At 48.3% G+C, this 21,446-nt stretch carries 21 protein-coding genes, 4 tRNA genes and 1 pseudogene; 15 read left to right on the forward strand and 11 right to left on the reverse strand.

Annotation, left to right across the window (positions count from 1 at the left end; all coding sequences use genetic code 11):
- Positions 1 to 30: 30 nt before the first annotated feature.
- Positions 31 to 813: an NRDE family protein gene (locus ACVLR6_RS12275; protein WP_455996186.1), complete on the reverse strand. Its 783-nt coding sequence runs from the start codon at positions 811 to 813 to the stop codon at positions 31 to 33.
- 94 nt (positions 814 to 907) lie between these two features.
- Between ACVLR6_RS12275 and lgt the strand changes: the two genes are divergently transcribed.
- The 9 genes from lgt to msrA all read left to right on the forward strand — a co-directional run bounded on the left by lgt (position 908) and on the right by msrA (position 7,109).
- Positions 908 to 1,717, forward strand: a complete 810-nt coding sequence (gene lgt / locus ACVLR6_RS12280; RefSeq protein WP_005180193.1) for a prolipoprotein diacylglyceryl transferase — start codon at positions 908 to 910, stop codon at positions 1,715 to 1,717.
- 83 nt (positions 1,718 to 1,800) lie between these two features.
- A complete protein-coding gene (locus ACVLR6_RS12285) occupies positions 1,801 to 2,178 on the forward strand; it encodes a hypothetical protein (protein ID WP_016658550.1) in 378 nt (125 codons plus the stop codon).
- Positions 2,179 to 2,553 carry a hypothetical protein gene (locus ACVLR6_RS12290; protein WP_005180197.1) on the forward strand — a complete coding sequence of 125 codons (375 nt, stop codon included), beginning with the start codon at positions 2,179 to 2,181 and terminating at the stop codon, positions 2,551 to 2,553.
- A 184-nt stretch (positions 2,554 to 2,737) separates the two neighbouring features.
- Positions 2,738 to 3,229: a lipocalin family protein gene (locus ACVLR6_RS12295; RefSeq protein ID WP_005180198.1), complete on the forward strand. Its 492-nt coding sequence runs from the start codon at positions 2,738 to 2,740 to the stop codon at positions 3,227 to 3,229.
- Positions 3,230 to 3,430: 201 nt separating this feature from the next.
- Positions 3,431 to 4,273 (forward strand): thymidylate synthase, encoded by an 843-nt coding sequence (gene thyA, locus ACVLR6_RS12300; RefSeq protein WP_005180203.1) that lies wholly within the window; start codon positions 3,431 to 3,433, stop codon positions 4,271 to 4,273.
- A gap of 100 nt (positions 4,274 to 4,373) precedes the next feature.
- Positions 4,374 to 4,886 carry a dihydrofolate reductase gene (locus tag ACVLR6_RS12305; protein ID WP_016658548.1) on the forward strand — a complete coding sequence of 171 codons (513 nt, stop codon included), beginning with the start codon at positions 4,374 to 4,376 and terminating at the stop codon, positions 4,884 to 4,886.
- Between the two features lie 29 nt (positions 4,887 to 4,915).
- Complete coding sequence (locus ACVLR6_RS12310; protein WP_455995340.1) at positions 4,916 to 5,986, forward strand: Lnb N-terminal periplasmic domain-containing protein; 1,071 nt, start codon at positions 4,916 to 4,918, stop codon at positions 5,984 to 5,986.
- Between the two features lie 75 nt (positions 5,987 to 6,061).
- On the forward strand, positions 6,062 to 6,523 hold the full coding sequence (locus ACVLR6_RS12315; RefSeq protein WP_127801633.1) for an META domain-containing protein: 462 nt from the start codon (positions 6,062 to 6,064) through the stop codon (positions 6,521 to 6,523).
- Between the two features lie 64 nt (positions 6,524 to 6,587).
- Positions 6,588 to 7,109: a peptide-methionine (S)-S-oxide reductase MsrA gene (gene msrA / locus ACVLR6_RS12320; protein ID WP_016658546.1), complete on the forward strand. Its 522-nt coding sequence runs from the start codon at positions 6,588 to 6,590 to the stop codon at positions 7,107 to 7,109.
- A gap of 70 nt (positions 7,110 to 7,179) precedes the next feature.
- Here msrA and ACVLR6_RS12325 read toward each other — a convergent pair whose 3' ends face one another.
- Entirely contained in the window at positions 7,180 to 7,821 is a 642-nt protein-coding gene (locus ACVLR6_RS12325) for a fumarylacetoacetate hydrolase family protein (protein WP_016658545.1), read from the reverse strand.
- Between the two features lie 36 nt (positions 7,822 to 7,857).
- The gene (locus ACVLR6_RS12330; RefSeq protein WP_005180217.1) at positions 7,858 to 8,355 is read right to left on the reverse strand and encodes a YcxB family protein; all 498 of its coding nucleotides are present in this window, start codon (positions 8,353 to 8,355) and stop codon (positions 7,858 to 7,860) included.
- A 172-nt stretch (positions 8,356 to 8,527) separates the two neighbouring features.
- On the opposite strand from ACVLR6_RS12330, the gene ACVLR6_RS12335 reads away from it, so the two are divergent.
- Complete coding sequence (locus ACVLR6_RS12335) at positions 8,528 to 9,826, forward strand: SRPBCC family protein (protein WP_455995342.1); 1,299 nt, start codon at positions 8,528 to 8,530, stop codon at positions 9,824 to 9,826.
- A 77-nt stretch (positions 9,827 to 9,903) separates the two neighbouring features.
- On the opposite strand, the gene ACVLR6_RS12340 is transcribed toward ACVLR6_RS12335, so the two are convergent.
- The 4 genes from ACVLR6_RS12340 to ACVLR6_RS12355 all read right to left on the reverse strand — a co-directional run bounded on the left by ACVLR6_RS12340 (position 9,904) and on the right by ACVLR6_RS12355 (position 10,517).
- A tRNA-Arg gene (locus ACVLR6_RS12340) sits at positions 9,904 to 9,980 on the reverse strand.
- A gap of 231 nt (positions 9,981 to 10,211) precedes the next feature.
- A tRNA-Arg gene (locus tag ACVLR6_RS12345) sits at positions 10,212 to 10,288 on the reverse strand.
- Positions 10,289 to 10,337: 49 nt separating this feature from the next.
- Positions 10,338 to 10,414 (reverse strand) — tRNA-Arg (locus ACVLR6_RS12350).
- 13 nt (positions 10,415 to 10,427) lie between these two features.
- Positions 10,428 to 10,517 (reverse strand) — tRNA-Ser (locus tag ACVLR6_RS12355).
- Positions 10,518 to 10,782: 265 nt separating this feature from the next.
- On the opposite strand from ACVLR6_RS12355, the gene rnr reads away from it, so the two are divergent.
- The 4 genes from rnr to ACVLR6_RS12375 all read left to right on the forward strand — a co-directional run bounded on the left by rnr (position 10,783) and on the right by ACVLR6_RS12375 (position 16,079).
- Positions 10,783 to 13,215, forward strand: coding sequence for a ribonuclease R (gene rnr, locus ACVLR6_RS12360; RefSeq protein WP_455995344.1), 2,433 nt, complete (start codon positions 10,783 to 10,785; stop codon positions 13,213 to 13,215).
- 135 nt (positions 13,216 to 13,350) lie between these two features.
- Complete coding sequence (locus ACVLR6_RS12365; protein WP_455996188.1) at positions 13,351 to 15,390, forward strand: M3 family metallopeptidase; 2,040 nt, start codon at positions 13,351 to 13,353, stop codon at positions 15,388 to 15,390.
- 40 nt (positions 15,391 to 15,430) lie between these two features.
- The gene (locus ACVLR6_RS12370) at positions 15,431 to 15,640 is read left to right on the forward strand and encodes a YheV family putative zinc ribbon protein (protein ID WP_171065117.1); all 210 of its coding nucleotides are present in this window, start codon (positions 15,431 to 15,433) and stop codon (positions 15,638 to 15,640) included.
- 22 nt (positions 15,641 to 15,662) lie between these two features.
- Entirely contained in the window at positions 15,663 to 16,079 is a 417-nt protein-coding gene (locus ACVLR6_RS12375; protein WP_160232303.1) for a hypothetical protein, read from the forward strand.
- Positions 16,080 to 16,339: 260 nt separating this feature from the next.
- On the opposite strand, the pseudogene ACVLR6_RS12380 reads toward ACVLR6_RS12375, so the two are convergent.
- The 3 genes and pseudogenes from ACVLR6_RS12380 to ACVLR6_RS12390 all read right to left on the reverse strand — a co-directional run.
- Positions 16,340 to 16,762 (reverse strand): annotated as a pseudogene (locus ACVLR6_RS12380) (RNA-guided endonuclease InsQ/TnpB family protein); the annotation flags it as partial.
- 47 nt (positions 16,763 to 16,809) lie between these two features.
- Positions 16,810 to 17,496, reverse strand: coding sequence for an RNA-guided endonuclease InsQ/TnpB family protein (locus tag ACVLR6_RS12385; protein WP_455995346.1), 687 nt, complete (start codon positions 17,494 to 17,496; stop codon positions 16,810 to 16,812).
- Positions 17,493 to 18,107: an IS607 family transposase gene (locus tag ACVLR6_RS12390; protein WP_152342123.1), complete on the reverse strand. Its 615-nt coding sequence runs from the start codon at positions 18,105 to 18,107 to the stop codon at positions 17,493 to 17,495. The genes ACVLR6_RS12385 and ACVLR6_RS12390 overlap by 4 nt, the downstream gene beginning before the upstream one ends.
- A 63-nt stretch (positions 18,108 to 18,170) precedes the next feature.
- Between ACVLR6_RS12390 and ACVLR6_RS12395 the strand changes: the two genes are divergently transcribed.
- Positions 18,171 to 18,989 carry a DMT family transporter gene (locus ACVLR6_RS12395; RefSeq protein WP_168390961.1) on the forward strand — a complete coding sequence of 273 codons (819 nt, stop codon included), beginning with the start codon at positions 18,171 to 18,173 and terminating at the stop codon, positions 18,987 to 18,989.
- A 61-nt stretch (positions 18,990 to 19,050) separates the two neighbouring features.
- On the opposite strand, the gene ACVLR6_RS12400 is transcribed toward ACVLR6_RS12395, so the two are convergent.
- Complete coding sequence (locus ACVLR6_RS12400; protein ID WP_168407008.1) at positions 19,051 to 21,327, reverse strand: TRAP transporter large permease subunit; 2,277 nt, start codon at positions 21,325 to 21,327, stop codon at positions 19,051 to 19,053.
- Positions 21,328 to 21,446 lie beyond the last annotated feature (119 nt).

Raw genomic sequence — 21,446 nt, forward strand, 5'->3', positions numbered from 1 at the left:
TTAAAAATACCGGCTTGATGCCGGTATTTTTTATTTCTGTAATGGAATATTCAGCTCCACGATCTGTCCGGCGGTTTCACCCTGCTGGCTTTTCTCTAACCAGTGCCATTGCTGAGCATTTAATCTTAAAATATTGGAACAGCGTGTACCATACGCCGGACTCTGAATAAAGGTCGACGACAATAACTCTTCCAGCTCGACAGGAATGCCGGTTTCTGGCAATAAATCTGCAATCACCTTGCGTTCATCTTCCAGAATATCCCAGGCAGCATGCTGCAGATCTGCTTCTGGCATCTGGGCTTGCTGTAACATCGGTAAAAATTCCTGGGTAAAGCGTTTACGCAAATGACCAGTTTTTTCCCAGTGCTCGCCCATTAAGCCATTGGACACTACATATACCCCTTTGGCCAGCACTTGCGGCGCCTCCCCTCGGTTGCTCATATACACCGCCTGTTCCCGGTCGCCGACAAATAAATTAAAGCCGGCATAATCGCACTGGCGCGGCTCCAATGCTTGTGCAAAGCGAATTGGACTTAATTCAGATTCCAGAAAATCCTGAATCAGATGGCCGCGTGAGGTCGGATAATTGTGCTGATCCTGTCCATTACGAAAATTGGTAACAATGGCCCAGCGGCCGCTGGCGGTCACGCCCATCCAGGTGCCACCCGACTGCAAGTCCTGTCCAGCATAAATCGGGCTATTTTCCCAGGCATGCAACGCCGCAGTCGGACGCTGATAAAACTCATCACGGTTTGAAATTAAACATAAAGGCAGCTCATCCAGAACCTGCCAGGCAAAGGCCACAATACACATAATTTCCTGCTCGCTATCTTTACACATTGAATGTACAACATTTTTCATCTTATTCAGCTAAAATCTGTGCAAAACAGAATGACAAGGAACAGGAATGCTGACCTATCCAAATATTGATCCGGTGGCGATATCGCTGGGTCCCTTACAAGTCCACTGGTATGGACTGATGTATTTACTGGCCTTTTTATTTGCCTGGGGTCTGGCCACCTATCGCGCCAAGCAGCGTGGCTGGACGCCGGACATGGTTTCGGACCTGATCTTTTACGGCGCGCTGGGGGTAGTCATTGGCGGCCGTGTCGGTTATGTGTTCTTTTATGGCTTTGAGCAGTTTCTGGCTAACCCGGTGTGGCTGTTTCAAGTCTGGACCGGGGGCATGAGTTTCCACGGTGGTTTCCTGGGGGTCATGCTGGCCATGCTGTTCTGGTGCAAAAAATACCAGATGACCTGGTTCCAAACCCTGGACTTTATTGCACCTTGTGTCCCGACCGGGCTGATGTTTGGACGCATCGGCAACTTTATTGGTGGCGAGTTATATGGCCGTCCGGTCAGTGATCCAAACTTTGCACTGGGCATGATTTTCCCGACCGATCCACTACAGCTGGTACGTCATCCATCACAGTTGTATCAGGCGCTGTTTGAAGGGCTGCTGTTATTTATTCTGCTGTGGTGGTTCAGTTCCAAACCGCGTCCACGTATGGCGGTTTCGGCACTGTTCCTGATTGGTTATGGTCTGGCGCGTTTTGTGGTGGAATTCTTCCGCGAACCGGACAATGGTCAGCTATTTATTGCCTGGATGAGTAAAGGCCAATTCCTGAGTCTGCCAATGATTCTGGTCGGTCTCTGGATGATGTGGTACGCCTACCAGAAAAAAATCTATGACTGGGGCCCACAGAAAAATAGTTAAACCGGAGCGAGGCATTGGCCTCGCTTTTTTTATGCCATTTTTGCTAAAGTGCATGCACCCTTGCACAATTCATCTGGTGGGCTATGCTCGAATTCTGGTTTAATCCCAACGTATCCGTACTGCAAAAACTCATGCTGTTTATTCTGATTGCAGTGGTCACCGGCGTTTTATACTGGATGCAACCGCTGGCCTATGATGCCATCCTGATGTTTATGGGCACCGGAATTATTTTTCTGATTTGCCGTTACTGCAAAATTCATTTTGCGGCACAACGTCCCACCGGTTTACTGTATCGCCTGCTGACCTGGATTCCGATTGCCCTGCTGTTGGCACTAATTTTCATGAATATGCAACAGGGTGAAATTTTATTACCGGGCGCACAAGGACTTGGCTTTATGGCTCTGGCAATTTGTCTGTTCTCGCCACTGTCATTGCTGCATCAACATCAGGATCAGGCATAAATGCTCAGTTTCTGGTATTCCGCGCGTTGTCATCGTCAGCTCAAACTGATGATCTGTATTGGTACCTGTCTGCTGATTTATCTGGCCTCGACGCAGGCACAGCTGCCACCGTTTTGGGTCATCCTCAGTCTGATTCTGGGCATGGGCTTACATCTGCTGTATCAATGGAGCAATCGTCGTTCCTGGCCAGAACATCAGCGCAGACTGATGTACGGGGGATTGAATCTGGCACCGCTGCTCCTGCTGGCCGTATTGCTGCTGTTTCTACCGAAAATGCAACTTTGGGCCATGGCCTTGCAAGCACTCGGCTTTATCTTGGTAGGACTGTTTATGGTGTCGATCTACCAGCAACGTGCCAAACGGTTTGACTCCTAAGCTTTATTTTCCTGTCCAATTTTTTGCATTTTAATAACCTGTGTAGCAGTTGCTGCACAGAAAACCGGGCTGAATTTACACTGCATACATGCCGAAACAGGAGCGCTAACAACAATAACCCGAATCCCGTTCAGCCTGCTTAGAATAACTGCAGTCTTTATGAAAATAATTCAGGAAGTTGTTTATGAATTCAGAACTGAACACCATTTCCGGTTTTAACCTGCAACGTTATTTGGGCACCTGGTACGAAATTGCCCGTTTGCCAATGCGCCATGAACCCGAAGACAGTACCGATATTTCCGCCACCTACAGCCTGAATGAAGATAGCAAAGTGCGTGTGCAAAACCGCCGTCTGGATGGTCAGGGTCAACTAGATGAATCGATTGGTGAAGCCACCCCGGTCGATGCTGAACATGGCAAGCTGGAAGTCAGCTTCTTGCCAGAAGGCCTGCGCTGGATTCCGTTTACCAAAGGTGATTACTGGATTTTAAAACTTGATCCGGAGTATCAGACCGCACTGGTCGGTGACCCGAGCCGCAAATACTTATGGTTGCTGCATCGTCATCCACAGCTGGATGAAGCCACACAAAATGAATATCTGGCGCAGGCCAAAAGTCTGGGTTATGACCTGAGTGATCTGATTTACACCCCGCACACCGGCCGGCCAACCGCATAAGCTGCCACTATTTTGCTGAGGCATCTTTTTTAAGATGCCTTTTTTAATGATGATGAATATTCATCTCGGCCCGGCATCAATGTTATGATGGCTGCACTTTTATGTGCTCATTTAAAGCCAAGATCTTCAACACAGCCAGCCTTTTGCGCTGCAATGAAGGTCGACACAGGAGCCACATCACTATTTGATTGAGAGAATTTCATGCGCCAATATCTTGACCTGTTACAACATATCCTTGACCACGGCGGCGACAAAGGCGACCGTACCGGCACGGGAACCCGTTCTGTATTCGGTCATCAGATGCGCTTTGATCTGTCTCAGGGTTTTCCGCTGTTAACCACCAAAAAAGTGCATTTCCGTTCAATTGTGATTGAACTGTTATGGTTCCTGAAAGGTGATACCAACGTTCAGTATCTGCAGGACAACAAAGTTACGATTTGGGATGAATGGTCAACGGCAGAACAGACGGCGCGTTTCGGCCGTCCTGAAGGCGAGCTTGGTCCGGTATATGGCCATCAGTGGCGTAACTTTGGCGCCAGCAAAAATGCCGATAACAGCTATAATCAGGATGGTTTTGACCAGATTTCCTGGCTAATCAATGAGATTAAAACCAACCCGAATTCACGCCGTTTAATTGTATCGGGCTGGAATCCGCAGGAAGCCGGTCAGGTGGCATTACCACCTTGTCATACCCTGTTCCAGTTTTTTGTTCATAACGGCAAACTCTCTTGCCAGCTGTATCAGCGTAGTGCCGATGTCTTCCTGGGTGTACCATTCAATATTGCTAGCTATGCGCTGCTGACCCATATGATTGCCCAGGTATGTGATCTAGAGGTTGGTGATTTTGTCTGGACCGGCGGCGATACCCATTTATATGCCAACCATTTTGAACAGGCACAACTGCAACTCAGTCGTGAACCGCTGGGGCTGTGCCAGCTGAAACTGAACCCGGACGTCAAAGATCTGTTCGCGTTTAAATTTGAAGATATTGAAATTGTCGGTTATGAGTCACATCCGGCAATTAAGGCCCCGGTAGCGGTTTAAAGCCAATTAATTCCGGACAAATGCCCCATCCCCCTTTCATCGAGGGGGATTTTACATTTTAATAGGGTTAATTTTTCGCATGAGATATGGATGAAACAGCATGGCATTTCAAGGTTTAGAAGTTGTACACGTGGTGGCCATGGATCAGCAGCGCTGTATTGGAAAAGCCAATGATTTGCCATGGCATATTTCTGCCGACTTAAAACATTTTAAGGAAATTACCCAGGGCGGCGTGGTAGTGATGGGCCGTAAAACCCTGGAATCAATGGGTCGTGCCTTACCGAAACGTGTCAATTGGGTGATTACCCGAGATCCAAATTGGGCCTTTGAGGGCACCAAAGTCGCCTATTCAATTGAAGAAGCTTTAACTCAGGCCGTGGCTGATGTGCAGGCTTCAGAAAAGCCGGACAGTATTTTTATTATTGGCGGTGGTGAAATCTTTAAACAGACCATGGATATTGCCGACCGTCTGGAACTGACCCATGTCGAGCTGGATGTGCAGGGCGATGCGCATTATCCGGAAATTCCGGCAGCGTTCCAGAAAGTCAGTGCCGAGCAACATTTGGATGACAAAACTGGCATTGCATTTGAGTTTGCCAGCTACCGAAAATAAAGCTTATTTTTCTGAATGAATTCATCAGCATGCAGACCCCCCAACAGCCCGAACTGGCACAGCGTTTGATTCAAGGCAGTTTGCATGGCCTGTTTAGCCTGTTTGTAATTGGCAGCTCGATCTGGCTGGTGCTGATCCTGTGGTTTCAGCAGCCGTTTGGACTGCTGTTTAGCCGGATCCTGATTGGCCTGTGGATTGCCTTTGCCATGAGCATTCTGGGCATCTATATCAGCCGGCATCTGATTAGCCGTAAACTGGATGTGCTGATTTATCTGCTGGTGTTTCTGTGCAGCCAGCTCTGGTATTTTGGCCTGCCACCTCGCCAGGACCGCGACTGGAATCCCGAAGTGGCGCAGCTGTTACATTCCGAGCGTCACGGCGATCAGGTCATTCTGCACAATGTGCGTAACTTTAACTGGCACAGCGATGGTTCCTACGAGCAGCGCTGGGAAAGTCGCCATTATGACCTGAACCAGATTCGGGGCGTCAACATCATCACTTCCTACTGGATGGGACCACAAATTGCCCACACCCTGGTCAGTTTCGATTTTGCCAATGCCGCACCGCTGACTTTTTCGATTGAAATCCGCAAAGAACGCCATGAAGAATTTTCTTCGCTGGGCGGATTCTTCCGCAAATATGAACTGAGTCTGGTGGCGGCGGATGAAAAAGATATTATCTATACCCGCAGTAATATTCGCGGTGAACAGGTCTATTTTTTCCCGCTGAAGATGCCGCAAGAAATGCAAAAAGCCCTGTTTCTGGAATATCTGACCAAAGCCGATGAACTGGCACAACAGCCCAAATGGTATAACACCCTGACCAGTAACTGCACTACCCTGGTCTTTGACATGGTGCAGGCAGTATCCAACCAGACCTTGCCCACCGATTATCGCCTGCTAGCTTCGGGTTATTTACCCAATTATTTGTATGATTTACAGGCGCTTGATCAGAGCTTGAGCATTGAAAGCTGGTATCAGCGCGCTTATATCAATCCGCGTGTGGAACAGCCGGGCCAGCTGGATAGTGCACAATTTTCAGCACTAATCCGGCAGGGTTTGCCCGCGCCATCCGCTACTGGTTCTCCGTCAAATCAATGATACAATTTTAACTGGCGATCAAATTTAAAATTTGTTTAGATACATCCATCAGCTTTAAAATAAAGAGCAATCCATATGCTTAAACATCTTGCTGCCGTTGCCCTTTTAGGTTCAGCCCTGGCTTTTAGTGGCTGTGAAACTTTACCAACCCCGGGTGCTACCGTTGAAACTGCCAATCTTGTCCAGCTACAAAACCGCACCTGGATTGTGACCCAGATTGGCAATACTGCGGTTCGCACCGAACCGACTGCCCACAATATTCCAAGCCTGCAATTTGATAGCGCCACCCAACGCGTTAGCGGTGCCGATGGCTGTAACCGGATTATGGGCAGCTACAGCGCCGGCCGTGACACGCTAACGCTAAGCCAAATGGCTGGCACCCGTATGGCCTGCCTCAACAGCAATGGCATTGATCAGAAATTCAATGAAGCGCTGGCCAAAGTAACCCATTATCAGGTCTTTGGTAAAACCCTGAAACTGCTGGATCGTTATGGTAATTTGCTGATTCAGCTGGAAAGTGCCGTACAACCGCGTTAATACTGCACCGGCCTGCATCTTTGCAGGCTTTTTTATGAACGATTGACAACAGAAGGCTAACCTTATGCAACAGGCAATTTTTGGTGGTGGATGTTTCTGGTGTACCGAAGCGGTATTTCTCCAACTGCGCGGTGTGGCCAAAGTGGTGAGTGGCTATGCCGGCGGCCAGATGGACAATCCGAATTATGAAGCGGTATGCAATGGTGATACTGGCCACGCCGAAGTCATTCTGATTGATTTCGATGACAGTCAAATCAGCTATACCCAGCTGTTAAATGTGTTCTTTGCCACCCATGACCCGACCACGCTTAACCGTCAGGGCAATGATGTCGGCAGCCAGTATCGTTCGGTGATTTATTATTTAAATCCGGAGCAGCAGCAACAGGCCGAACAGATGATCCAGCAGCTCAAAGCCGAGGGCATTGCTGTGGTCACCGAAGTGACCGCTGCACCGCGTTTTTATCCGGCAGAGGCCTATCATCAGAACTTCTTTGCCAATAACCCGACTCAGGGCTATTGCAACTTTGTAATTCCACCCAAACTGATGAAGCTGCATAGCAAGTTTCAGGATTTACTCAAAGACTGAAACCAGGAAGGCTCGAAAAGTTCAATAAAAAAGGACTGCAATTGCAGTCCTTGTCGTCTGGATATACGGCTTAAGCCTGAACAAAAGTGCTCCAGACAAATTCCCGGGTTTTGCCCTGCAAACGCATACTTAACTGGTCATTGGCCTTTAAGGCACCCACCCCGGCCGGAGTACCGGTCATTACCACATCGCCCGGCTCCAAACTAAAACTGTGGCTAATTTCAGCCAGTAGCGCACCAATTTCAAAAATCAGCAGCGCGGTATGCCCCTGCTGACGCAGTTCGTCATTAATATGCAGCGTATAGTGCACATCTTTCCAGTCATTAATTTCTGCAACATCGACCCAGTCTGCCAGTACACAAGCCCCATCAAAGGCTTTGGCCCGTTCCCATGGATGGCCTTTCTGTTTCAGTTCATCCTGCAAGTCACGCAAGGTGAGGTCCAGCCCCAAAGTCACCGCCCCCACGGCCTGCAAGGCTTTTTGCGGATCGGTTTCTGCCTTTAAGGGCTGGTCAATACGCAGGCTGAGTTCACATTCATAATGACAGCTGCCCCAGGCCGGATTCCAGGCAATCCCGGCAGATAACGGACGCAGGCTGCTCGGCGGCTTGATAAACAGCACCGGACGATCAGGAACCGCATTGCCCAGTTCTTTGGCATGATCCGCATAACTGCGACCCACACAGACAATTTTCGATGGACGTGTATTCATGATCTTCCCTCTTATGATGTGATGGTTTTAACAGGCTTATTTTTTAAAGGTATTTTCAAACAGGGTCTGATCGGCTGTGCTTTCAAACACGCGTTTTGGCACAATAATCACCATGCGGTTTTTCAGCTCAATCATATAGGTCAGCTTGCCTGAAGCAAAATTCTGCACTTCGTTATAATGCACCACTTTGTCACGGCCATTGGCAGAAATCTCGGCATAATCCTGATACAGCGCAATGCCCTGTTCGCTTTTTCCAAACTGGTATTTGACAAACTGACGCTTAAACATCATTGGCAGGAACCAGTAGCGCATCAGCATCTGTAGCACCAGAAAAAATACCCCCAGCGCCAGATAGTAACGACCTACACCATCGAGGCCCAAATAAATGCCCCAGGCAATAATCCCGACACTGATTAACGGGGTAATAAAACGGGTAAACTGTTTTTTACCAAAGGTGGCCAGAGCAAAGCCATCCTGAGATTCTTCCAGATTTAAAAAATAACGTAGCGACAAGGCAGGCTTGAGTTCCGACATCGGCTCATCATCAAATCAGTTAAATTACGCTAAATATTACACCAGAATAGGTGATTTCCTTATTCTTTTTCTCGCCAGTGCTGTCATGATGATGCTGCAACCACCATTCAAAAAATAACCCTATTCAAAACGGGATGATTCGCTCACCTCCACAGCAAAAACAGGATGTTTTATGCCACAGACGCACACCCGATTGATCGCCCTGCTTTGCAGTCTGCTGCTGCCGGTTTCTGCCTGGGCCAGTTTAGTTCGCTGGACAGGAAAAATGCCAGGCAGTTTACAAGGCTATGGCAGCAGTGCCGAGCAGCTGGCCGCGCTGACCGGAGATGGAATTCTGATTTATGCGCATGCCGCGCAACCGATTCAGCTGCCAACCTTCGCATCCACAAAACGGGGTAAATTTTATAGTGCTGCGGTGGTGCTGCCAGTGCCCAGTCACAAAGTTGCGGCGCTGCTCAGTGATTATTCAGGCTATGCCCAGCTGTTTCCGACCTTAAAAAGCGCCAAGATGCTGGAGCAGCGCCAGCACATCAGTCAGGTCAAATACCGGATTCATATTCCCACGCCCATTCCGGTGCTGAACTTTAAAGACGATGTGATCCTGCAACATCAGCGCACCGACAACAGTATTGAAACCCTAGTGATTGACGCGCCCATTCCGTATGGCGCCGGAAAAATAGAATGGTTTGCCTTGTCGGCCCATCAGATGCTGGTCACGGTCACGCACTGGGGAGATTTGGCGCAGCCCAAAGGCTTTTTATTTCGTACCATCCTGAATGCCCTGCCCGATGCCAAACTGGGCCTGCCGGCCGGCACCAATGCCTTTATTCTGGAAGCACTGCAACGTAAATTTAAAAGCACAACACCCCGAGCCTTACCCGCCGGCGACGTACCAGCCCCTGAATTAAGTGTCAGCCAGATGAACAAAATCCGGCAGATCAGCCAGAAATCACAAGAACCCGTATCGTTTATTTTGCCGGCCTATCAGGTGTCCTATGGTGCAAAGCAGGAAATCATGCGTTTTAGCAGCAGCTATCAGTACTATGCCCAGCCGGCCAGCAAGCTAAAACCCTGGCTTGAACCGCAGGCCTACCAGCACCTGTTTCCACGGCAAATTAAAAAAGTTCATATTCAGCAGCCCTCTGCCCGGCAGCTGGATGCCAACTATAAAATTTCGGTCGGACTGGGCGTGATTCAGATTCCGTTTGATTTTAAACTGCGTTTTCAGGCACAAGGCGCTCTGGAGCAGCAGTTTCAGGCGGTGGGGGGAGATTTACGCTATGTGCAAGGCGGCATGCAGATTTTGCCGCAAGCCGAGGGCAGTTTACTGAATGTGACCAGCGCCATGAACATTGATGCGCAGGCACCGTTTTTATTACGCGCCATGCGCAGTATGCCGTATCACGAGCTGCTGCCGGCATTGGGTGGCAATACCGTGCTGACCTTAAAGATTCAACAGAAGATCAAATAATGCGGGAATGTTTTAGTAAATTATAGACACAAAAAAACCGCAACATGTGCGGTTTTTTCAGAATTCTTTATCAAGATTGGTGCGCTCAGAGAGATTCGAACTCCCGACCCCTTAGTTCGTAGCCAAGTGCTCTATCCAGCTGAGCTATGAGCGCGACGTCTTGATGGGGTGCATTATACGGGCTTTTCGGTATTTGTTAAGTCTTATTTCATAAAAATGCAACCAAATGGATAGATATTGGACAAATCATGTATTTGTGCGCTGATTTTATACAGGTTTTAAATTGCAGTTGAAAGTGTAACAAATAAGGAAGCCGGCTGATGCAGCTGAGTAGCCAAATTGCAGGCACAAAAAAACCGCAACATGTGCGGTTAATTGTTCAAGTTGGTGCGCTCAGAGAGATTCGAACTCCCGACCCCTTAGTTCGTAGCCAAGTGCTCTATCCAGCTGAGCTATGAGCGCGTCACTTGTGTCGTCTATATTAGACTGCGTTATTTCCCGGTTTACTTATTGGTGCGCTCAGAGAGATTCGAACTCCCGACCCCTTAGTTCGTAGCCAAGTGCTCTATCCAGCTGAGCTATGAGCGCGACATAAGTAAAGTGGCGGTGAGAGAGGGATTCGAACCCTCGATACAGTTGCCCGTATGCGTCCTTAGCAGGGACGTGGTTTCAGCCACTCACCCATCTCACCGTAACGTGCCGCCATAATACAAATTTAACTGTAGCACTGCAAGCGCAGTCACTCTATTTTTTGCAGTTTTTTGCTCAATTAAATATTTTTTAAACAATTTATTGCTTCTAGCCTGGCATTTTCTGCAAATTTATGGGGAATGTGATTTTATCTACTCGCAATCATCTTAAAATAAAGACTTAAAACACATTATTGCAATCATTTACGTGCAGTCTGACGCTGCATGACTTATGCTAAACCTATCTTCTGACTTGAAGCCAAAGACATGATGAAAAACTGGGTCGATCCTGAAGCAAAAGCTGAAGCCGAACGTTACGATAATCCGATTCCAAGTCGCACACTGATTCTTGAAAGTATTGAAAAACTGCAACAGGCCCAGTCGCATGCCGACTTGGTTGAATATTTTGAAATTGCCGATCAGAAAAGTATTGATGCCCTGAGCCACCGCTTAATTGCCATGGTGCGTGATGGCCAGCTCATGAAAGACGGATTCAAGTTCCAGCTTGCCGCCGAGCAGCCTACCCATGAAGCCACGGTCTACATTAATAGCAAGGGTCTCGGTTCTGCCCATATTGACGGACAAAATGACATCCTGCTACCCGAGCGTGAATTGCGTCTGGTGTTTAATGGCGACCGCGTTAAAGTGCGCCAGACCTCGGTCGATCGCAAAGGCAAAGCCTGGGGCTTTATTACCGAAGTCCAGCAGCGCCGTGTGAAACAGATCATTGGCAAACTGTCGATGTATGACGGTGAATATTTTATTCAGCCGGGCAATCCGAACAGCCATCAGCCGGTGACTTTAGAAAAAGAGCTGGTTGAACACGCCAAACTGAATCTGGGCGATTCAGTTCGCGTTGCCATTGATGACTATCCAAGCCGTGAAGAATTTGCCACCGGCCATGTGGTACAGTCGATGGCCGATAAAGCCGATACCGAAATCATCATTCCCCAGACTATTTTAGAGTTTGGTTTGCCATATGAATTTCCGGACAATGTCTTAAAAGATGCCGACAGTTTTAAAGAACCGTCAGCCAAAGACCGTGAAGGCCGGGTCGATTTACGTGATTTAGCTCTGGTCACCATTGACGGTGAAGATGCCCGCGACTTTGATGATGCGGTGTATGCAGAAAAACGTCCAGGGGGCGGCTACCGCGTAGTGGTTGCGATTGCTGATGTCAGCCACTATGTCCGCACGGGCAAACCGCTGGATGATGAAGCCCAGGAACGCGGCACTTCGGTCTATTTCCCGCATTTTGTCTTACCGATGTTGCCAGAAGCCTTATCGAATGGCTTATGTTCGCTGAATCCGCAGGTAGATCGTCTGTGTATGGTCTGTGACCTGAACCTGTCCCGTGCCGGCCGGGTAACCAAATTCGAATTCTATCCTGCGGTAATGCATTCCAAAGCCCGTCTGACCTATACCCAGGTAGCGCAATATTTTGACGGCGACAGCGCTGCCATTCCGGAAGACCAGGATGTACGCAAATCGCTGAATACCCTGTTCCAGCTGTATCAGGTACTCAAAGGTTTACGTGCCCAGCGTCATGCCATGGAATTTGAAACCGTCGAAACCTATATGACCTTCGACGAACTCGGCGGGATTCAGGAAATCCTGCCACGAACCCGTAATGATGCGCATAAACTGATTGAAGAGTGTATGTTACTGGCCAACGTGGCGGCAGCAGAATTTGCGCTCAAAAATGATATTCCGATGCTGTACCGTGTGCATGAACCACCTGAGTTTTCACGGATTCAGAAAGTTCGTGAATTTGTAAAACTGCTGGGACTGAATTTCCCGGAACAGCCAACCCAGGCCGATTATCAGGCCGTGATTGATGCCACCAAAGACCGCATTGATGCGCCAAGTATTCATGCGGTGCTATTACGCTCGATGATGCAGGCCTATTACGGCGCGGCCAATGCCGGCCACTATGGTCTGGCCTATGAAGCCTATACTCACTTCACCTCGCCAATTCGCCGTTATCCGGATCTACTCTTGCACCGTGCCATTAAAGCGCATCTGGCCCAGAAACCATATCCGATTTCGGGTGCCGCGCTGGATGATGCCGGTGAGCATTTCTCGCAAACCGAACGTCGTGCCGATGAAGCTTCCCGCTCTGTGACCATGTGGCTGAAATGTCATTATATGCAGCAGCATTTAGGCGAAGAATTTGTCGGGGTGATTTCTGCCGTGACCGAATTTGGTCTGTTTGTCACGCTGAAAGATCTGTATGTCGATGGCATGATTCACGTCAGCCAGCTGGGCGATGACTTCTTTATGTTTGATCAGGCCAGCCAGTCACTGGTCGGTCAGTCACGCGGTCAGACCTTTAGTCTGGGCGATGAAGTCAAAGTCAAGGTGGCCGGAGTCAACCTGGAAGAACGCAAGATTGATTTCGAGCTGGTCAAACAATTGACCCATGCCGGTCGTGCGATCCGCAGCCGTGCACCACGCGTGGCCAAAGCCGCGCCGCGTGCTGAAGCCACCGAAGAAATCTTTCATGATCGTCCAGTCAAGCTTGCCGTGAGTGAAGATGGCGAACAGCCGTTGAAGAAGAAAAAGGCCAAATCGAAACCGAGTTCTTATGGCAAAAAGCCGGCGAAAAAAGTCACCGCCAAGGCCGAAAGCAAAGACAAGGTCAAGAAAAAAGCCAAAGTGAAAAAGAAAAAGTCCAATGCCAAGTCCAAGCTGGACTAAGCAGCCCGATCAGAAACAGAGCGCCACGGCGCTCTTTTTTGTATGAAGTTGAGCAATTCTGTACACACCGCTTGATTTCCCACGCTGGAGGCCCTACATCTATTGCTAAGACAGGACTTCAACATGGAAAAAGAAATGACATTAGAACAGGCAACCCTGCCAGTACCCCAGTTTGACCAGATTACGCTGCCCCAATTAAAACAACAGGTTGAACAGACCATCACCCAAGGGCAGGCCTTTTTACAGCAACTCCAAGACATTCCGGCCAGTAGCGATGCACAGTTGCAGGTTCTGGCGCAGGTCGATCATCTGGAAAACCAGATGAGCGAAAGCTGGGGCGTACTCTCGCACCTGAATGCGGTGATGAACAATGCCGAAACCCGTGAAGTCTATCAGGCACTGTTACCTGGCCTGAGCGAATACTATACCCAGCTCGGTCAGCACACGGTGCTGTATCAGACCTATCAGCAGGTTCATGATGCAGTGACGTTTAATGACTTACCCGCAGCGCAACAAAGCGCAATTAAACTGGCGCTGCGTGACTTTAAATTGTCAGGTGTGGCCTTGGAAGGTGAAGCGAAAAAACGCTATGCGGAAATTTCAGCGCGCCTGTCGCAGCTGTCCTCTGACTTTTCCAACCATGTACTGGATGCAACACAGGCTTACTTTAAACCGCTCACAGAAGCACAACTAGCCGGCCTGCCTGCCAGCAGTGTGGAATTACTCAAGCAGTATGGCCAGCAACGTGAGCTGGAGCAGCCGGTTGCGACGCTGGATTTCCCGTCCTATCTGGCCATTATGACCTATGCTGAAGATCGCAGCCTGCGTGAAAAGTTATATAAGGCTTATACCACCCGTGCTTCTGACCAGTCGGCCGATCAGGCCTTTGACAATACCGCGGTGATGGAAGAAATTTTAAGCCTGCGTCAGGAAATGGCCCAGCTGCTCGGCTTTAACAACTATGCCGAACTGTCATTAGCCAGCAAAATGGCACCAAGTGTCGAAGCAGTTGAGCAGTTCCTGGTTGAGCTGGCCGAACATGCCCGTCAGCCGGCTGAACAGGAGATTGCCGAACTGAAAGCCATTGCCGCAGCAGATGGCATTCAGCAGCTGCAACCGTGGGATACCAGTTTCTATTCAGAAAAGCTGAAACTGGCCCAGTTCAATCTGTCTCAGGAAGCACTGAAACCGTATTTCCCGGCGCCAAAAGTGGTTGATGGCTTATTTAGCATCGTTAAACGTCTATACGATGTGGATATTATCGAGCGTGAAGCACCAGTCTGGCATCCAGACGCCCGTTATTTTGAACTGCAAGATCAGGGTCAGGTAATTGGCGGTTTCTATTTTGACCTGTATGCCCGTCAGGGCAAACGCGGCGGCGCCTGGATGAGCGGTTTCCGTTCGCGCATGCAGCAAAGCCAGGGCCTGCAACAGCCAATTTGCTATATGGTCTGTAACTTCACCCCGCCCGTGGGGGATCAGCCGGCCTTACTGACCCATGATGAAGTACTGACCTTATTCCATGAATTTGGGCATGGCCTGCATCATATGCTGACGGAAGTCGACAACATTGCGGTGGCCGGCACTCACGGCGTAGCCTGGGATGCTGTGGAACTGCCAAGCCAGTTTATGGAATTCTGGGCTTGGGACAAAGAAAGCCTGGATGTACTCAGTCAGCATATCGACACACAGGCCACCCTGCCGGATGATTTACTGCAGGCGCTGCTGAATGCGCGCTTCTTCCAGTCCGGCATGCAGACCCTGCGCCAGCTGGAATTTGCCCTGTTTGACCTGAATATTCACCGCATGACCCCAGCCTTGACCGCCAGCCAGATTCAGGATGTGCTGAATGAAATCCGGTATAAATATGCGGTGGTGCCAACCACCGATTACAACCGCTTCCAGCATAGCTTCAGTCACATCTTCGCCGGGGGCTATGCGGCCGGTTATTATTCCTATAAATGGGCCGAAGTTTTGGCCAGCGATGCCTTCGATCGCTTCGAAAATGAAGGGGTATTTAACACCGACACCGGAAAGCAGTTCAGGCAGTTTATTCTAGCAGTTGGCGGAAAAGATTCAGCACTTGACGCGTTTATCAATTTCCGCGGACGCGAGCCAAAAATAGATGCATTATTGCGTCATCAAGGTTGGACGAAGCCAATTAAAAACGCTTAAACTAGGGCCTTAATTTGAACACAGGATCAGTATGATGACCATCAAACGTCGTTTCATTGCAGGCGCAAAATGTCCAAAATGCCAGGCTATGGATCGGGTGGTCATGCTGACCTCAGGTGATGATGAATGGATTGAATGTATCGACTGTGGCTATAGCGAAAATCGCCCGACCCATGTCGATGAACCTCAGCCACCGGCAGCGCCTGATGAAGTGGGTGTGATTCAATTTAAACCACGTCATCCTAAGTAAAAAAATTAAGGTTCATTTATTCATGACGCTTGATCAGAGAAATAGCTCAAAACTATTATGGGCCATTATTGGGGGCCTGATCGTAATCGTACTTGTGGTGCTGTCTTATCAATGGATGAGCCAAAACCAGAGCGCAGAGGTAACACCTGAAGCCCAGCTGCTAAGTCAGCCGGCCGCACCGGCTGCCAAAGCCAAAGCAGAACCAGCGGTGCAGCTGGAAGAAATGCCACAGCAACTGGTGAGTGAAGATATTCTGAAACAGCCGGTTGCTACCAACGCGACCCTGGCCAAAGAAGAAATGGCCAAACTAGAAGACCTGCAGGCACAGCTGGATGATCAGGCCGCACTGCTCAATGCCCAGCACGCCGATGCTGATGAACTGATTCGCCTGAAAGAAGAACAGATTCAGCTGCTCGAAGCCCAGCTCAAACAGCAATAATTATGACCGGCAGTCTGCGTTAAATCGGCTAGAATACATCCTTATTCCTCGCCCGGGTTGATGATGACTGCCTCCACGCCTCAGCATGATCTGATCAAAGCCATTGGCTTACTCACCGTTATTTAAAACCTACTCAAACCTACTCAATGTGGGTTTGATGTTTAATTCCTACTTCACCATCAAGAACCTAAAGCATTTGCTTTAGGGATTACCTCAATTCCATAGGCTGTCACGGTGTAACTCACCGCCTTAATCACCACTTATGCAGTGATTAAATCTTTATCCGCATATCGCAGGATATTAATTGATGCATTAACATCACGATTTTGGATGGTTTGGCAAACTAAGCACTTCCACTCTCGCGCAGAAAGTGTGAGAGATTGATTTAATTCACCACAGCACGAACACATTTTACTACTTGGGAAGAATCGACCAACCGAAAGTACCGATTTTCCATGCTGTTTGGCTTTATAAATCAACTGCCTTTTAAACTCATAAAAACCCATATCGGATATAGCTCTTGCGAGTTTACGATTCCTCAACATGCCTTTAACATTCAAATCTTCAATTGCAATCACATCAAAACGTGTTACCAAATCCGTTGTGACTTGATGAAGATTATTCTTGCGTAGACAGACAATTTTATAGTGCAGGCGAGATAGCTTGGCTTTTGCTTTTTCTCGATTCTGACTACCTTTTTTCTTACGACTAAAAGACTTGTTGAGTCGTCTTAGTTTTGCAGCTGTCTTTTAAGTGGTGCGTTAGAAGGAATAACCTCACCATTTGAAAGGGTGGCAAGATTAGAGACACCCAAATCAACACCGATACTTAAACCTGTTTTCGGTTTAAGCTTTTCGATCTGGGTGAGTTCGACAGCGATTGATACAAACCACTTACCACCTTGTTTAAATATTTTGGCCGAGAGAATTTTACCCTTATAGCGCAGATTCTCAGTCATTTTCACCCAACCCAAATTAGGGATTTTAATAGACCGACCCTTGACGCTAAATTGATCATTTGATAATGAAAAACGGTCATCCTTGCCTTTTTTTCTTGGCTTGGGGTATCCTGATTTGCCGTTAAAAAATCTATCAAAAGCACTACTCAACTGCTTAATCGCCAACTGTGGTGCGCACTTAGTCACTTTCTTCATGAAAGGATATTTTTCAAATTTAAAAGTGTTTAGGTGTTTTCTTAATTTACTCTCTTTAGGTCTATTAAGAAGCATTTCATTCACCGCAACATCATAATACTCACACTGATCTCGATATTCCTTATCAGCCTTGTATTGTCGCTGCCACTCTCTTAAAGCCCAATTATACGACAAACGAGCAACACCACTTGCCTGAGCAAAATGGCTTGCTTGTTTATTATTGGGCATCAATTCAATGATATGCCCTCGTATAAATCGACTCATAGTGCTTCTTTGACCGCCTGTATTAACTTTTGGTTCTTTTTACTTCGGCTTCCATATAATCGTGCTGAAAATACAGTGATAATTTCCAGGACATCTTGAGCCAGTTCCTCCTCAAAACTCAAATTTTCACCCTGATTAATAATTACAATTTCAACATTCCGAGCTTCACATAAAGCAAAAACCAATTCAGCACCAAAACGTAATAATCGATCTTTGTGGGTTAAAACCAATCGACCAATTTCATTATTAATAATTCCATCCAAAAGAGCCTTAAGCCCTTTTTTGTGATAATTCATCCCTGAGCCTAAATCACTAATAATCTCAAATGTCCATCCCTGCTTGGCACAGTACATTTCCAAAACTTGTTTTTGTCGCTCAAGATCAGCCTTTTGATCGTGACTAGATACTCTTGCATAAGCAATAGTTTTTCGGCTGTTCTGGATTGATAGATCATGGATAAGTTCAGGTGTGATCTTGCTTAGATCGTAACGTCTGTGATTTTTTGGGGTTCTATCTGCGACTAAAGTGCCTTCCTCATCCCATCTTCTTAGGGTTTGGATGGAAACACCCAGTGTTTTAGCTGCAACGCCAATACTAACATATCTATTCATTTGTATATAATAATATAGAAATAAGTAGATTTCAATTAGCAGTTATTAACCCTCTCTGCTTTTCTGTTTTCGCTGATGGGCGTGTGTATCCGCTACGCCTCGCATACGGTCGACAATGCCACTATTGTGTTCTTCCGTAATTTTATTGGCCTGTTTATTTTTCTGCCGCTGCTGTTCAATAAAGGCCTCGGCTTTTTTAAAACCCGGCGTCTGTGGATGCATACCTGGCGTAGTGTGGTCGGTCTGCTGGCGATGTATGGCTTTTTCTATGCCATTGCCCAGCTTAAACTGTCCAATGCGATGGTGTTTACCTATTCTTCCCCGATCTTTATTCCGCTCATTGCCTGGTTATTCCTGAAAGAAAAAGTCAGTGCAGCCATGCTGATCGCCGCCCTGTTTGGTCTAATGGGCGTACTCTGTGTGGCCAAACCAGATGCCGGCCTGTTCAATCATCTGTCGATCATTGGTCTGGGCGCCAGTTTTCTGGCCGCAATGGCCTTTGTCACTGTGCGCGCCCTGACGCAAACCGAACCACCAGAACGGATTGTGTTTTATTTCTGCCTGATTGGCACCCTGATTTCAGTCATTCCAATGTTCTGGCTATGGCGAAGCTATCAATGGAGTGAACTGGGCCTGCTGATCAGTGCCGGGGTGCTGGCCAATATCAGCCAGATTTTTATGTCGCGGGCCTATAGTCTGGCACCTGCCGGTCAGATTGGGCCGGTAAATTATATTGCGATTATTTTTGCCGGCATCTGGGGCTTTTTGTTCTGGCAGGAATTGCCAGATCTGTCTAGCCTGCTCGGCTTTGGCCTGATTTTAATTGCGATTTTACTGTGCAGCCCGCTGTTTAAAAAAGCCAGTCCTACACAGGCGCCATAAAAATACCCTGACCTTTCGCAAAAGATCAGGGTATGGTCATCATCACGGTTGAACGGCTGGCTTACTGATACCAGCCAAACAGTTTAAAGAAGTATGGTACATAGGCAATGATCAGCATCGCTGGCAGCATCACCAGAATCGGCAGAATCCAGCGCTCAAAACGATAGTAGAAGGATTTGTGGCGCACTTCGGCATCTGCCGCCGCCACTTCTTCATCGCCAATCGACTGCCTGGCCAGCAAGTGGTTCAGCGCGACCGGCGGGGTGATATAGCCCATTTCAAAGCCAATCAGGGTAATCATCCAGAAATGTACCGGTTCAATCCCATACTGGTAGGCTACCGGTGCCACCGTGGCAGAAATCAGGATGACCGCACCAAACGGGTCCATAATCATGCCGACCAGTACCATCACCAGCACAATCAGGCTAATCACAATAAAGGTACTACTGATATCGGTCGGGAAAGCTTCCATGATTTCAATCCGTTCCAGGAAGCCGCCGACACTGACCGATAAGGCCATCAAAATCACCAGTGCACCAATATGCCCCACGGTTTCACTAATGGAAATGTGCATCGACTTCCAGAAGCCAACCTCACGCTCCGGCTCGGACACCGCCACGCTATGATCCGCCGACATGCCAGTATCCTCAGTTGCAGTATGTACGCCATCGCGGTATTCCACACCACTGACTGCACTGGCGGTCGCCAGCGCCGGTTGCGATGAATCGGTATATTTTGCTGTCAGGCTTTCATCCCAATGACCTACTGGTGGAATTGGCGCCGGTTCATGCCGCAATTTATCAAACAGGACAATTAACAGCAGAATCACAGGCATCATCACCGGCGCGGTAAATTCGTTCAGGTTGGTGTCCAGCGCATATTTGTAGAACATCCAGATCAGCACGAAAATAATCACATACGGCACCACCGCACCCATGGCACGTAAAGATCGTGGTGCAGCCACAGCTGGTGAAGCAATCCGGAACTTACTTTCAGCAAAGAACAGCGATACCACCAGGAAAATTGTTGTAGTCAGCAGGAATACATACACGCCATAGTGGTACAGCACATCGGTGGTGACTTCCTTGTTTAAAGAGGCAACAACCACAATCAGCAGACATGGACGTAAGACTACCCCCATCGAACCAGATAAAGCCGTTGCTGCCAGGGCAAACTGACGGCGCCCGCCAGCATTCCAGACTTCTTTATAAATGATGGCACCGGCCGCGATCACGAAAATCCCCGAGGCACCGGTATAGGCTGTCGGTAATGCTGCACCAATCAGGATTAACCAGGTCAGGGTTTCGGGTGCCAGATTCCATGGCCGCATGATGTTCAGGAATTTATCCACCACACGGGTCTGTTTCAGCAGCATACCGGCCCAGATAAACAGCGCCAGATTCAGGAAGATGCTGGAGAATTCCACCAGCTGGCCCAGGTAAATCCCCTGCCCCATTGGATAATCCATGAAGAAGGTAAAGGCAATACCGGTAATAATGGCCATATAGGCATACAGCGGTACACTCAGGAAAGCCAGACCTAGACTGCCCCCTTCTCGCGTTGGTGCAGGCGGGCGAATAAACTGCCATAAACTGATGAGGGTCAGCGCACTAAACAGGATCATCCACAACCAGTAAATGATCTGCATTTCACCGGTCATCGGCACCCCGGAATTCAGCACCGAACGATACTGGCTATAGGCCGAGAACGCCAGAAAGGCATTGGCCACGGTCATGCAGGTGGTATATATCCGATAATCAATTCGTGTGGCAGGCCCACGCAAACCAATATGATGGGTTTTTAAAGTGGCACTAATCGCGGCAAACACCACCATCAACACCAGCAGCAAGGCACGGTTTTCAGTACCAAATTTAAAGATGCCAAAGAAGGTGGTTTCTACACTGCGATAGGTGCGTAAACTTGGATGCGCCTGCATATGCTGCACAGCCTGATCATAGAACACATATTTTTCTTCACAGACCTGCTGCGCGGCCATAATTGAGGCACGCACATCTGATTCAGACGGGGTTCCAAAAATATCGGCAAATTCATCGGCCGCGTTAGCTTTCATTTGTGCCTGCACCTGGCCGTCAATATCTGGATTACGGTCACAGTCAGGGGCACTTGGTTCAGCGCGCAAGAATGAATACTGCATGCCGGTGGCAGGATCACCGTATAGCCGTTCGCCCATACGCAACAGCTGGCCGTGAATCATCTCACCGGTTCCAATGATCAGCGTCAGCAGCAGCAGCACCAGAATCACAAAGGCAGAAATCCATTCTGTCCATATATATCTGAGCAGATCCAGTCCGGATCTGCGTTGTCCTTGATTTGACATATTTTTTCCTGTTTTTTTATTTTCGGAAACGGCAACAGGGCCGTATTTCGCGCATCCTGTAGCAAGCAGCCATCCTGCTGCTATTCAAATCTTGTTGTCATTCTTTTCGAATGTGCATC

It is taken from the genome of Acinetobacter sp. T63 (genome assembly GCF_053852345.1).

What these genes read in the sequence shown, in the direction of transcription:
- ACVLR6_RS12400 (WP_168407008.1), bottom strand. Translation starts at nt 21,327, where the DNA reads ATGTCAAATCAAGGACAACGCAGATCCGGACTGGATCTGCTCAGATAT.
- ACVLR6_RS12315 (WP_127801633.1), top strand. Translation starts at nt 6,062, where the DNA reads ATGCTTAAACATCTTGCTGCCGTTGCCCTTTTAGGTTCAGCCCTGGCT.
- ACVLR6_RS12325 (WP_016658545.1), bottom strand. Translation starts at nt 7,821, where the DNA reads ATGAATACACGTCCATCGAAAATTGTCTGTGTGGGTCGCAGTTATGCG.
- ACVLR6_RS12330 (WP_005180217.1), bottom strand. Translation starts at nt 8,355, where the DNA reads ATGTCGGAACTCAAGCCTGCCTTGTCGCTACGTTATTTTTTAAATCTG.
- ACVLR6_RS12295 (WP_005180198.1), top strand. Translation starts at nt 2,738, where the DNA reads ATGAATTCAGAACTGAACACCATTTCCGGTTTTAACCTGCAACGTTAT.
- ACVLR6_RS12385 (WP_455995346.1), bottom strand. Translation starts at nt 17,496, where the DNA reads ATGAGTCGATTTATACGAGGGCATATCATTGAATTGATGCCCAATAAT.
- thyA (WP_005180203.1), top strand. Translation starts at nt 3,431, where the DNA reads ATGCGCCAATATCTTGACCTGTTACAACATATCCTTGACCACGGCGGC.
- ACVLR6_RS12375 (WP_160232303.1), top strand. Translation starts at nt 15,663, where the DNA reads ATGACGCTTGATCAGAGAAATAGCTCAAAACTATTATGGGCCATTATT.
- ACVLR6_RS12365 (WP_455996188.1), top strand. Translation starts at nt 13,351, where the DNA reads ATGACATTAGAACAGGCAACCCTGCCAGTACCCCAGTTTGACCAGATT.
- ACVLR6_RS12390 (WP_152342123.1), bottom strand. Translation starts at nt 18,107, where the DNA reads ATGAATAGATATGTTAGTATTGGCGTTGCAGCTAAAACACTGGGTGTT.
- rnr (WP_455995344.1), top strand. Translation starts at nt 10,783, where the DNA reads ATGATGAAAAACTGGGTCGATCCTGAAGCAAAAGCTGAAGCCGAACGT.
- lgt (WP_005180193.1), top strand. Translation starts at nt 908, where the DNA reads ATGCTGACCTATCCAAATATTGATCCGGTGGCGATATCGCTGGGTCCC.
- ACVLR6_RS12335 (WP_455995342.1), top strand. Translation starts at nt 8,528, where the DNA reads ATGCCACAGACGCACACCCGATTGATCGCCCTGCTTTGCAGTCTGCTG.
- ACVLR6_RS12305 (WP_016658548.1), top strand. Translation starts at nt 4,374, where the DNA reads ATGGCATTTCAAGGTTTAGAAGTTGTACACGTGGTGGCCATGGATCAG.
- ACVLR6_RS12275 (WP_455996186.1), bottom strand. Translation starts at nt 813, where the DNA reads ATGTGTATTGTGGCCTTTGCCTGGCAGGTTCTGGATGAGCTGCCTTTA.
- ACVLR6_RS12290 (WP_005180197.1), top strand. Translation starts at nt 2,179, where the DNA reads ATGCTCAGTTTCTGGTATTCCGCGCGTTGTCATCGTCAGCTCAAACTG.
- ACVLR6_RS12285 (WP_016658550.1), top strand. Translation starts at nt 1,801, where the DNA reads ATGCTCGAATTCTGGTTTAATCCCAACGTATCCGTACTGCAAAAACTC.
- ACVLR6_RS12310 (WP_455995340.1), top strand. Translation starts at nt 4,916, where the DNA reads ATGCAGACCCCCCAACAGCCCGAACTGGCACAGCGTTTGATTCAAGGC.
- msrA (WP_016658546.1), top strand. Translation starts at nt 6,588, where the DNA reads ATGCAACAGGCAATTTTTGGTGGTGGATGTTTCTGGTGTACCGAAGCG.